8 protein-coding genes are annotated in these 12,164 nt (G+C 70.1%); all 8 read right to left on the minus strand.

Features of this window, described 5'->3' with window-relative positions; translation table 11 throughout:
- Window position 1: 1 nt before the first annotated feature.
- The 8 genes from NR792_RS17980 to NR792_RS18015 all read right to left on the minus strand — a co-directional run bounded on the left by NR792_RS17980 (window position 2) and on the right by NR792_RS18015 (window position 12,162).
- The gene (locus NR792_RS17980; RefSeq protein WP_375761246.1) at window positions 2–3,928 is read right to left on the minus strand and encodes a translocation/assembly module TamB domain-containing protein; all 3,927 of its coding nucleotides are present in this window, start codon (window positions 3,926–3,928) and stop codon (window positions 2–4) included.
- A gap of 4 nt (window positions 3,929–3,932) precedes the next feature.
- Window positions 3,933–4,874 carry an ExeA family protein gene (locus NR792_RS17985; protein WP_171433757.1) on the minus strand — a complete coding sequence of 314 codons (942 nt, stop codon included), beginning with the start codon at window positions 4,872–4,874 and terminating at the stop codon, window positions 3,933–3,935.
- Between the two features lie 26 nt (window positions 4,875–4,900).
- Entirely contained in the window at window positions 4,901–8,086 is a 3,186-nt protein-coding gene (locus NR792_RS17990) for a tetratricopeptide repeat protein (protein ID WP_375761247.1), read from the minus strand.
- Between the two features lie 191 nt (window positions 8,087–8,277).
- Window positions 8,278–9,663, minus strand: a complete 1,386-nt coding sequence (accC, locus tag NR792_RS17995; RefSeq protein ID WP_375761248.1) for an acetyl-CoA carboxylase biotin carboxylase subunit — start codon at window positions 9,661–9,663, stop codon at window positions 8,278–8,280.
- Window positions 9,664–9,743: 80 nt separating this feature from the next.
- Window positions 9,744–10,334, minus strand: a complete 591-nt coding sequence (accB, locus tag NR792_RS18000) for an acetyl-CoA carboxylase biotin carboxyl carrier protein (RefSeq protein ID WP_375761249.1) — start codon at window positions 10,332–10,334, stop codon at window positions 9,744–9,746.
- Between the two features lie 39 nt (window positions 10,335–10,373).
- Complete coding sequence (gene efp / locus NR792_RS18005; RefSeq protein ID WP_120525950.1) at window positions 10,374–10,955, minus strand: elongation factor P; 582 nt, start codon at window positions 10,953–10,955, stop codon at window positions 10,374–10,376.
- A 151-nt stretch (window positions 10,956–11,106) separates the two neighbouring features.
- Window positions 11,107–11,469 (minus strand): hypothetical protein, encoded by a 363-nt coding sequence (locus NR792_RS18010; protein ID WP_120525949.1) that lies wholly within the window; start codon window positions 11,467–11,469, stop codon window positions 11,107–11,109.
- Between the two features lie 33 nt (window positions 11,470–11,502).
- Complete coding sequence (locus NR792_RS18015) at window positions 11,503–12,162, minus strand: hypothetical protein (protein ID WP_375761250.1); 660 nt, start codon at window positions 12,160–12,162, stop codon at window positions 11,503–11,505.
- Between the last annotated feature and the right edge of the window lie 2 nt (window positions 12,163–12,164).

Below are 12,164 nucleotides of genomic sequence, written 5' to 3' on the forward strand. Positions count from 1 at the left end.
GCTACTCGACCTCCCAGCCCAGCTTCAGCTCGAGCCCGAGGTTTCCGAACGACGCCTGGCTGTTCTCGTTGTCCCACTGGGCCTGTGCGGAAAGACGGTCGTCGAAGCGGTACTCAGCGCGTGCCCGGGTGCCTCGCCCACTCACGGGCTGGGTCATCCCGATTTTAAGCTGCTCGGACAGGAACTTCGACTCCAGTTGTGCGGTGGGCTCCGCCTGTCGGGTGGCGTCGTTGTAGGTGGTGGAGATCTGCAGGGACAAGTCCCTGAGAACGGGGTTGCTGGGCAGGAACCGGCGCACCTGCCGGTCCAGTCCCGACACGTTGAAGAGGGCCTCCGCCGCCAGACCGTAGCTCGCCGACGCGGCCGTGTCCTTGTCCGCGCTCGTCACGCCCAGTGTCAGCAGCGACAGGATGTCACCCTCCGTGAGCACCGGCTCCGACGACAGCACCACCAGCGGGTTGGCCGGCCGGCCGAAGGCGTGCAGCTTCACCACGAACTCGCGCACGGACGTCTGCGCCTGCACCTCGAACACCGGGTCGATGCCGGACGCGTCGCGGAACTCCAGCTGCCCCTGGTCGATGGTGAAGAGGTTGTTGCGGAAGAACGCCTGGCTGCCCTCGGCCGCCTCCACGCGGCCCAGCAGCCCCGGCTTCACGTCCGTGCCGGTGAGCCGCACGTCGCCCAGGAGCCGCGCCTTCGCCAGGTTGTTGTCCACGCGCACGTCGCCGAAGTGCACGTTGACGTCCCAGGTGAAGAAGGGGTCCCTCGCGCGCTCGCCCCCGCCGCCCACCGCGAGCTGCGGCTTCTTCTGCATCGTCTTGAGCAGCGTCTCGATGTCGAGCGGCTTCTGGTAGCGCAGCTTGACGATGTCCAGCCCGCCCGTGACGGTGGGCCCCGTGGGAGGCCCCACCACCTGCAGCAGGCCGGACACCGTGAGCGGCAGGTCCTCCGTCATCCGGTACGGCACGGCATCCAGTTGCAGCGTCAGCGCCAGCCGCTTGGGCACGAAGCGCTCCAGCCGGATGTCGCCGCGCGCGGACACCTGGCCCTCGTTGACCTGGGCCTGCAGGTGCTCCAGCAGCACGCGCTGGCCCGTCAGCTCCAGGCGGCCGGACATGCCGCGCACGGTGAGCGGCAGGTCGCGCATGGACATCCGCACGTCGGACAGCTCCGCGGTGCCCACCACCGACGGCGCGTCCAGCGACCCCGTCGCCTCCGCGTCCACGCGCAGCTGGCCACCCACGCGCTCCATGCCCGGCAGGAGCGGCTCCAGGAGGCGCACGTCCATGCGCCCCTCGCGCAGGCTCATGTTCATGGCGCGCTTGCTCATCCAGCCGCCCAGCGTGACGTCCACCGACGCGCCGCTGAAGCGGAAGGGCTGCACGTCCAGCCGCCCGTTGACGTACGTCAGCACCAGGGGGCCCTGGTTGCGGCCGCGCAGGTCGCCCCGCGCGAGCGACAGCTCCCGCACCGTGGCCCCCACCTGGTAGCCCTCCGGCTGCAACAGCGGGCCCTGCAGCGTCACGCGCCCCGCGAGCATGCCGGTGACGCCCGCGAGCGCCGGCACCTGGGGCAGCAGCGGCTTGATTTCCGGCAGCAGCAGGTCGACGGTGGACTCGAAGAGGTAGGGCTCCTTCACCGTCATGGACAGGGAGCCCTGCGCGTCGCGGAAGGGGCGCCCGGTGATGCGCAGCTGCTTGCCCTCCTGGTGCAGCGCGAGGTCCATGGCGCCCAGGTCGCGCGACGCGAAGGTGACGCGCGGCCCCTTCAGCGTGGCCTGGATGTCGGGCTTGTCCGCCGTGCCCGCCACCGTCCCCGCGAGCGCGAGCGTGCCCTGGATGCCCATCTCCTCCGCGGTCTCCGGGCCCACGGCCTCCGCCAATGACAGGTTCTCGCCGCCGAAGCGGTAGTCCAGCGCGCCCGCGGTGAAGCCGAACGAGCCCTCCACCCAGGTGCGTCCCAGCCGGCCGTCCAGCACGGTGCGCTCCAGCACCATCTCCTTGCCGTCCACGAAGCGCAGCCGCGCGGAGCCCGCGCCCAGCCGGCGCCCCAGGTACGTGGTGTCGCGCAGGTCGAAGGCCACCAGGCCCTCCAGCTTCTCCAGCGGGCTGTCGATTTCGACGCGTCCGGAGGCCGCGCCCGCGAACTGGCCCTGAATCACCGCGATGGACGGACTCAGGCCCGCCACCAGGTCCACCAGGTCCTCGGTGCGCCCCTGCGGCACGGTCACGTCCAGGCGCAGGTGCAACAGGCGCGCGAAGGTGAGCGCCGCCTTGCCGAAGTACTGCGTGCGCCCCTTCTGGCCGGTGAGCGACGGGAACGACAGCACCCCGTCCGAGTACGACAGCTTCGCCTGCGTCACGCCCAGGCCGAAGCCCCAGAAGGTGAAGTCGCGCAGGGACAGGCTCGCGTCCACCTTCACGTCCGAGTACGGCCCCACGATGGAGTAGTTCGCGGAGCCACGCCCGGACCACGGCAGCTCCGCGATGTGGCCGAAGTCCGACAGCTCCAGCTCGCCGTTGCCATGGATGTCCAGGCCGCGAGCGGTGTCGAAGTAGAGCGTCACGTCGCCGTGCACGCGCGAGCGGCCGGACTCCACCGTGAGGCGCGTGAAGGACACGCGGTCCCCCGCCAGCTTCACGGCCGTCTGCGCGCGGCCCCGCTCGAAGGTGAGCAGCGTCTTGCCGGCGCTCGGTGGCGCGTCGAACGCGCGCGTGGCCAGCGTGAAGTGCCCCGTGCGCAGGTCCAGCGGCCCGGACAGCGACGGCCGGGGCAGCAGCGTCCCGGTGAGGTGCGCGTTCGCCGTCGCGGGGAAGTCCACCCAGGAGCCCGCCACGCCCGCGCGCTCCAGGATGCGCCCGAACGACGCGTCCTCCGTCTGGAGCGTCACGTCCACCGGCAATTCCGGCGTGAGCCGCAGCGCGCCGGACAGCTTCACCTTGCCGCTTCCCAGCGGCGCCTCCAGTGACTCCACGCGCACGCGGTCCCCCGCGTACGACAGGCGCGCGTTGAGGCTCACCGGGCCGTACTGCTCATAGGCCAGGTTGCTCGCGGACAGGTCCGCGCCCACCGCGAGCGAGGAGGGCTTCCCGGTGACGGACAGGCGCGTCCACAGGTGCCCGGTGGCCGGACGCGGCAACAGCTTCGCCTGCGACAGCGTGCGCAGCGGCAGGAACACCTGCGCGTCCAGCGCGAGCACCGGATGGCACAGCGTCTCCACGCGGCCGGACACCGTGGCGGTGATGTCGTCGAGCGTCACCTCCGCGCGCTCCACGTCCAGCAGGCCCTCGTCCGGATCCAACGCGCCGGTGAAGCCCAGCTGGCCCAGCGTCAGCTCGCCGCCGCCCGCGCCCAGGCGCACCAGGCCGCGCCGCGCGCCGACCTCCAGCTCCATCACGCCCCAGTGCTCCACCCACCCCACGTCCAGGTTCTCCACCTCCACGCCGCGCCCGTCCGGCAGCGCGAGGCGCACCTCCGCGCCGGTGATGTCCAGGCGCCCCACGCCCACGCGCGTCAGCGGCGTGAGCGGGCACGTGCCGTCGGAAGATGGCGGGCTGGAAGAAGGCCGGGACAAATCCAGCGCCACGCGCGGATGGCGCACGCGCACCTGGCCCAGCATGAGGCGGCGCGACAGGGGCGACAGGAAGCCCAGCGACACCTCCGCCTCGTCCGCGGCGAACAGCGGCGTGTCCGTGCCGCGCGCGAACACCGACACGCCGTGCAGCACCACGCGCGAGCCCAGCGGATCCAGCTCGCACCGGCCGATGCCGATATCCACGCCCAGCAGGTCCGGCAGGTGCCTGCGCGCCACGGTGCAGGCGGCGTCCCAGGTGAACGGCTGACGCAACAGCAGGATGCTCCCCGACACCACGAGGAGCACCCACAAGAGCGCCTTGCGCGCTGCGCTGTTGCGGCTGGGGAGGGACAAGCCGCTAGAGCTTACCGAGTCCCTCGAGGTAGCGGTCGATCTCCGCCAGGTCGATTTTCGTGTTCGCCGTCCGGGGCAGCGACGTGGCGGGAGCGCTCGCTCGCTCGCCTGCCTGGGCAGCAGCCGAGCCGCCCTGGAGTCCCAGGTTCGTCCCGATGCGGTGCACCAGCTCCGCGCTGATGGTCTCCGAGCGCGCCAGGAACGCCTCGAAGAGGGCGTTGTCGCACAGGGTGTTGATGACGCGCGGGGTGCCGCCGGAGTGCTCGTGCACGGCGAGCAGCGCCTCCGGCGTGAAGGGCATGCGCGGGCAGCCGGCGAGCCGCAGCCGGTGCTTCACGTACGCCTCGGTGGACTCCGCCGTGAAGGGCTCCAGCTTGTAGCGGAGCGCCACGCGCTGGGCGAGCGGCGGGTCCAGCTTCAGGTTCTTCTCAATCTCCGGCAGGCCGAAGAAGACGAAGGAGATGAGCTTGCGCTCCGGCACCTCCAGGTTCAGCAGCCCCCGGAACTCCTCCATGATCTCCCGCGTCTCCAGCATCTGCGCCTCGTCGATGAGGACGACGGCCTTCTTGCCGGACTCGTAGATTTGCAGGAGGCGCTGGTAGAGCTGCGACAGGAGCGCCAGCTTCTCCTGCGCGGGGTTCTCCACGCCCAGCTGGAGCGCGATGCGGCGCAAGAGCCACTGGGCGGTGATGCCCGAGTGGATGATGACGAGCAGCGCGGCCTCGTACTCGGACTCCGGAAGCGAGTCGAGCATGCGCCGTGCGAGCGTCGTCTTCCCCGCGCCGATGTCGCCGACGAGGATGGACAGGCCCTTCATGTAGCCCACGGCGTGCATCAGCCGGGTGAGGGCCTGCGAGTGCTGCGCGGAGTTGTAATAGAAGCGGCTCACCGGAGCGTTGGAGAACGGCTCCTGGGTGAGTTCGAAGAAATCGAGGTAGGTCGTCATCGCTCGCCGGGCCTCGTGGGGACGCGCTACACGTACCCTACTTTACGAGCCTTCGGCGCGCCCGCGGCAGGAACCGGTGCCGGTGTCGCGGGGCCCTTGGCCGCGCGAGGCAGCGGGTCCTCCTCCGGCGCGGTCACCGCGGACAGCCGCGTCACCTGCGACCCCACGTCGCGGTACTTCGCGTCCATCGCGGCCACGCGCTGGAAGTGGAAGAGCGCCTTGCCCGGCTCGTTGAGCGCGTCGTAGGCGCTCGCCAGCTCGAAGCCCAGCGCCTTGGCCACCTCGCCCGTCGCGAGCACGTTGGAAAGGCCTTCCTTGAACACCTGCACGGACTCTTCCGGCTTGCCGCGCAGCGTGTGCAGCATGCCAATCATCGTCAGGCAGTCCAGCTCGCGCGGGGTGCCCACGCAGCCCTGGCGGGCCACGTCGAACTCGTGGACGGCGTCGTCCAGCAGGCCCATTTCCTTGTAGGCGATGCCCAGGTCGTAGTGCGTGTCCACGTCCTCGGGCTTCACCACCTTGGCCAGGCCCTTCTTGAACTCGGCGAAGACCTCGTCCACCGAGTACTGGAAGTCCTCGTCCGCCGGGGGCACCGCCGCCAGCGACTCGCCGCCCAGGTCGTCCAGCTCACCGGCCAGCTGCGCCGCCAGGTCGAACGCGTCACCGCCACCGGCGCCGTCGTCGAGCGACGCCTCGGTCACCGGCTGCACGGAGGGCACGTGCACGGGCTCGGAGGGAGCCTCGTCCGCGGGGGCCGCGCCACCGCCGGCCTCCAGCTCCTCCAGCCGCGCCATCAGCTCCCCGGCGCGCACGTGGCCCGGGAACGCGATGGCCACCGTCTCCAGGATCTCGCGCGCCTCTTCCAGGAGCCCCTGGTCGAGGAAGAACGACGCCTCGTCGCACTCCTCGGAGGCAGGCTCCTCCTCGGGCTCGGCTTCCGGCTCCGGCTCCGGCTCCGGCGCATCCGCCAGGGCCTCGGGCTCCGGCTCGGGCGTGTCCTCGAGCGCCTCGGCCTGGGGCTCGTCGTAGGCCAGCGCCTCCGCCGGCGCGAGCACCATGTGCGCGGCGGTGGGCTCGTCGTCCTCGTCGCCCAGCGACATGCCACCGTCGTAGGCGGGCTCTTCCGCGGGCGCGGCGAAGCTTTCGTCCAGGCCGGCGTCGTCCAGCGCGGAGGCGTCCAGGGGCGCGAGCCCCACGCGCGTGGGCGCGTCGTCGTCCTCGCCCAGCGACATGCCGGGCTCGACCAGGGCCTCGTCGCCGCCGTCGTCCAGCGTCGGCAGCTGGCGCGTGTCCGGCGCGGCCTCCTCGAGCAGCGCGCGCGACGGGGACAGGATGCGCGTGGGCGGAGCCTCCTCCTCGTCGCCCAGCGACATGCCGTCCGCGTCGTCCGCGAGCACCATGGGCTCATCGCCGCCCACGTCCGCGAACGAGTCTTCCGCGTACGCCAGCGCGTCGTCCGGAGCGACCAGCGGCTCGTCGTCCAGGCCTCCGGAAGCGTCGGCTCCGCCCAGGGCCGGCTCGTCCGCGAGCACCAGCGAGTCCTCGTCGGACGCCATCACCAGGTCGTCCTGCGGCGGCAGGTCGTAGACGGTGTTCTCGGCGGAGCTGAGGGGCTCGCCCATCACCGCTTCCTCGCCGCTCAACGTGGTCTCCGCGACCTCGTCGTCGACGATTTCATCTGAGTCCGACCCGTGGCTCAGCGCCGCGAGCGCCAGCTCGTCGCCTTCCGGCTGCGCGAGCGCGTCCTCCGGCGGATCCGCGACGAGGACCTCGTCGTCGTTGGAGTCCACCAGGATGGCGTCCTCCTCCAGCGACTCCACGCCCGGCACCGCCGCCGGCGCCACGAAGCCCCCTTCCGTGCGGAGCACGGACAGGAAGGCGGGCACCTCGGGATGCGCCGGGTTCTCCTGGAGGATGGTCGCCAGGTACGGCTGCGCGCGCTGCACGTCCGCGCGGCGCGTGCACAGGCGCAGCACGTTGAGCAGCTGCTCCGACGCCTGCGCGCCGTTATTGGCCGCCACGTAGATGTGGTACGCCTTCTCGTGCGCGTCCAGGTTCTCCGGATCCACGGAGAAGACCTTGCGCAGGTGCTCCAGCGCTTTGTCGTGGAGCCCGTACTTCACGTAGACGTCCGTCTCCGTCAGCAGCTTGGCCAGCTGCTCGCGGCTCATCCCCGCGGGCGGAGGAGGAACCACGGCCGCGGGCGGCGCGGCGGGCGCGGGACGGGACGGAGGCGCCGCGGCGGCGGGCGCGCTCCACGCGGGCGCGGCCGGCTCCTCGTGGTGATGCGCGGCGGCGGGCGCGGGCTCCGGCTCGGGCTCCGCGACGGGCCCCCGGCGCGCGAGCAGATCCGGATCCTGCGGATCCAGCAGCTCGATCTGCGTCCACACGCCGTCGGACTCGGCGGTGCGGCCGCGCTCCTGGTGGATCTTCGCGAGCTCCTTGTAGACGGACACCGTCTTGGAGACCTGGCCCAGCCCCTGGAACGCCTGGGCCAGGAGCGTCAGCGTCTCCACGTCGCGGCCATCCGCCTTGAAGCAGACCTGGAGCTTGGCGAGCGCGCGCTTCTGGTCGCCGCGCTGCAGGTACGACGCGGCCAGCTCCTTCGCGAGCGGGAGGTTGTCCGGCTCCAGCGCGGAGAGGCGCTCGGCGACGCGCAGCCAGTCATCCGCGCGGGCGTTGCGCTTGAGGTACTCCGCGGCGCGCTTGAACTCCTGCGCCGCTTCCTTCGTCATGTTCTCGCGCGCGTACAGCTCCGCGAGCTTGATCTTCGACGCCACGTTCTCCGGGTCGAGATCCACCATCTTCTTGAGGGTGTCGAGGCTCGACCGGGTGTCGCCCGCCTTGTCGTAGTGGTTGGCGACGATCTGGAAGTACGCCATCGCCTCCGACATCAACCCCAGCTGCTGGTGCAGCTCCGCCAGCTTGAGGTTCACCTCCAGCAGGTTCGGGTTGAGCTTGAGGACCTGCTTGTAGAGGGCGACGGCCTTGAGGAAGAAGCCGTCCGAGGAGTAGCTCTCCGCGACCTTGGTGAAGAAGTGCGCCGCCTGCGCGTTGTCGTTCTTCTTCTGGTACAGCTCCCCCATCTTCTGGAGGACCCGGATGTCCTTCGGGTCGACCTCCAGGACCTTCTGGTACTCCTTGATGGCTTTGTCGTACGCGCCCTTCGCGACCAGCTTCGCGGCGGCTTCGATGATCTTGTTCTTGTCCATCGAGCGTGCGCTTCCGGCAGGCAGAAACCCCGAGGAACTTCGCGGGTTTCAGTCCTTCTCTGGGGGGGAGCTTCGGAGGCTAACGGAATCCTCCAATGCGGGTCAAGAAACAGCCTGTCCTCCCCCGGGGCTGGATCACCCGCCTGGACGCTCGTCCGCCCGGCGGGTGCTCCACGCCCTCATGGCGAGCGCTACGGCGTCTCTTCCACGGCCTTCTTGAGCCGGCGCGAGCCCGTCTCGCTCGCCAGCAGGCGCTCCACGAACCGGGTGTCGTAGTTGCCCTCCTGGAAGGACTCCTCCGCCAGTGCGGCCCGGTGGAACGGGATGTTCGTGCGGATGCCCTCCACCACGTACTCGGAGAGCGCGCGCTGCATGCGGCGGATGGCCGTCTCGCGGTCCTCCGCGTGCACGATGAGCTTGGACAGCAGGCTGTCGTAGTGCGGCAGCACCGTGTAGTTCTCGTACGCGGCGGAGTCCACGCGCACGCCGTAGCCGCCCGGCACGCTGTAGCCGGTGATCTTGCCCGGCCACGGCGCGAACGTGACGGGGTCCTCCGCGTTCACGCGGCACTCGATGGCGTGCCCGCGGATCTGCACGTCCTCCTGCTTGAAGCGCAGGGGGTGCCCGTAGGCCATGCGGATCTGCTCACGGACCAGGTCCACGCCCATGACCAGCTCCGTCACGGGGTGCTCCACCTGGATGCGCGTGTTCATCTCCATGAAGTAGAACTCGCCGCGCTCGTCGAGCAGGTACTCGATGGTGCCCACGTTGTTGTAGCGCAGCTTCCGCATCGCGGCGACGGACACCTCGCCCATGCGCTGGCGCAATTCCGGCGTGAGCGCGGGAGACGGGCTCTCCTCGATGAGCTTCTGGTGCCGCCGCTGCACGGAGCACTCACGCTCGTTGAGGTGGATGATGTTCCCGTGCTCGTCCGCGACGATTTGAATCTCGATGTGGCGCGGCTTCTCCACGTACCGCTCGATGTAGAGGTCGCCGTTGTTGAAGGAGGCCAGGGCCTCCGCCTGCGCGGTGGAGAACGCCTGCGCGAGCACGCCCGGCTCACGGACGATCTTCATGCCCTTGCCGCCGCCGCCCGCCGCCGCCTTCAGGATGACCGGGAAGCCGATCTCCTTCGCGAAGGCCTCCGCCTCGCGCGGATCCTTCACCGTGCCGGGGCTGCCCGGGAGCAGCGGCATGCCGGCCTCGCGGGCCGCGGCGCGCGCGCGCACCTTGTTGCCCATCAGCCGCAGCATCTCCGGACGCGGGCCAATGAAGCGGATCTTGCAGTTCTCGCAGACCTCCGCGAACTCGGCGTTCTCCGACAGGAAGCCGTAGCCCGGGTGGATGGCGTCCGCGCGGGTGATCTCCGCCGCGGACAGCAGCTGCGGCACGTTGAGGTAGCTCTCCTTGGACGGAGGCGGCCCGATGCAGACGGCCTCGTCCGCGAAGCGCACGTGCAGCGCGTTGGCGTCGGCGGTGGAGTGCACCGCCACGGTGGCGATGCCCAGCTCACGGCATGCGCGGATGACCCGCAGGGCAATCTCCCCGCGGTTGGCGACCAGGACCTTCTTGAACACGGCCGTGCTCCTAACGCGAGGGCCTTGAGGCGCGGCGCGTCCCGCCCGAAGCGGGCCGGACGCGCCAGACGACGAGAGACTCAGGCCGGCTCGATGCGGAACAGCGCCTGGCCGAACTCCACCGGGCGACCGTTCTCCACGAGGACCTCGGCGATACGGCCGGAGACCTCGGACTCGATTTCGTTCATCAGCTTCATCGCTTCCACGATGCAGAGCACCTGGCCCTTGCGCACCACCGTGCCCACGTCCACGAACGGGGGCTGGTCCGGCGCGGGGGTCCGGTAGAACGTCCCCACGAAGGGGCTGGTCACCAGGTGGCCCGGCTTCTCCGCGGGCTTCTCCGGCGCCGCCACGGCGGCAGGCGCCGCGGACGCGGCGGCGGGGGCCGCACGGGGCGCGACCGGGGCGGAGTACTCCACCGGCGGCGACACCGTCACCCCGGGGCCCGACGGCGCCGCGTGGTGGACGATGGTCGTCTCCGGCGCGTGGCCGCGGCGGATGTAGAGCTTCTCCGGTCCCCGCGTCCACACCAGCCGGGTGACGTCGGAGGCCTCGAGGATTTCGACAATCTGCCGGAGGGCCTCCACGTCCAGGGACGTGGTGCCCGCATCCCGCCCGGAAGCCGCGCCCGAGGACTGGGCCGGCCGGGTTGCCTTGCGCTTCGTTGCCATTCGGACCCCTCCCGGGTCGCCAGGTGAAGGGAAGACGCTCTAGCCCGCGGTGGCGACGCGGGTCAGGTACTTGCCACCTTCACGCGTGTCGATCTTCAGCACGTCGCCCTCGTTGATGAACAGGGGCACGTTGACGGTGAAGCCGGTCTCCAGCGTCGCGGGCTTCATCGCGCCGGACACGGTGTCGCCGCGCACGCCGGGGTCGCACTTGACGACCTTGAGGTCCACGGAGTTCGGCAGGCCGACGGAGATGGCCTTGCCGTTCCAGTAGAGGACCTCCACCGGGGTGTTCTCCTTCAGGAAGTTCTTCGCGTCGCCCAGCACCTTCTCCGTGATGAAGGTCTGCTCGAACGTCTTCTTCTCCATGAAGTAGTACTCGTCCCCCGAGTTGTAGAGGTACTCCATGTCCTTCTGCTCGATGTCGGGGACGCCCACCTTGTCACCGGACTTCATGGTGGGCTCCAGCATGCGACCGCTGAGCAGGCTGCGAATCTTGGTCCGCACGAACGCGGAACCCTTGCCGGGCTTGACGTGCTGGAAGTACTCGATCACGAACGGCTCGCCGTCGATCTCGATCTTCAAACCATTGCGAAATTCAGAGGTGTCGACAAAACCGGCCATGGGGACCGACTCCTTCAGGCTTACCAGACTGACGTAAAGACGAAAGCCCGGGGTGTCTAGCCCATGCCCTGTTTCCTGCAAAGGGGAAAGCGGCGGCACGCTGCGTCGCCGGGCAGGCTCGACGAGCCCCTGCCCGAGCGGACGTGCGTGGCTACAACTCCGCCTTCACCTGCGGCGCGGTGACGCGCAGGACATAGCGCCCCTTGCCGAAATTCCCGTCCGCGCGCAGCGCCAGCACCAGGAAGTACTCCGGCGTCAGCAGGCGCATCACGGTGAGGACCTTCTCGCTGTTGACGGACACCTCGGTGACGGTGCCCGTCTTCAGCGACTCGGCCGCGTTCTTCAGCTGCGTGAGCAGGTTGGCGTACTCCACCCAGGTGCCGGAGACGTCCAGCTCCGTGGCCTCGTCCTTCTGGAACGTGTCCACGGAGATGCCGTCGAAGCCCATCACGCTGCACGCGAGGGCTCCGTCCACCTGGTTCACCACCGCTTCAAGGTGCGTGCGAAAAGACATGGTCCTCCCGGGGCGCGGTGACGGGTGCCCGGCTCACGGCAGCACGCACGAGGGGTAGTTGCCATCCTGCCCACCCTCGGAGCCGCACGGGGCCACGGGCTCGGGCGTCTCTTCGGCCGCGCAGTCAGGGATGCCGCGGTCCCGGCGGTAGGCATCGAAGCTGTAGACGATCTCGTTCGTCTCGAACTCCTTGTGGCCCGAGCCGTACTCACCGGCGAACTGGACGGTGACGCGCACCTGGATGTCCTCGGTCTGCGTGGCCGCCGCCAGGGCCACCGAGGCCTCCCGCGTGAGCAGGTCGGTCACGAGGATGTTGCCCTCGGACGCGGGGGACAGGCCCCCCGTGTAGGGGACCTCCGCGTCGGGGATGGTGACGTTCGGCGTCGTGTCGTAGGACAGCCTCAGCGTGGTGACGAACGCGGTGGCGGCCCCACCCTCGACGCCGCCCGGCTCCAGCGGGACGTCCCCGATGGAAATGGGCGTCGCGCTGTAGCTGTTGTTCACGAGGAAGGCCAGGACGTAGCTGCCGCCGTACTCGAAGTTGAGCGAGCCGGCCGCGATACCCGGAGCGGTCGCTTCGACCGCGCAGGCGGCGCTGGGCAGCTTGATCTCGGTGATCTGGACAGGGGGGGCACTCTCGGAGCACGAGCAGAGCCCGAGCGACAGGGCCGCCGCGATGACGAAGGGCTTCATTG

The organism is Corallococcus exercitus, from assembly GCF_042231735.1.
Classification (GTDB): domain Bacteria; phylum Myxococcota; class Myxococcia; order Myxococcales; family Myxococcaceae; genus Corallococcus; species Corallococcus exercitus_B.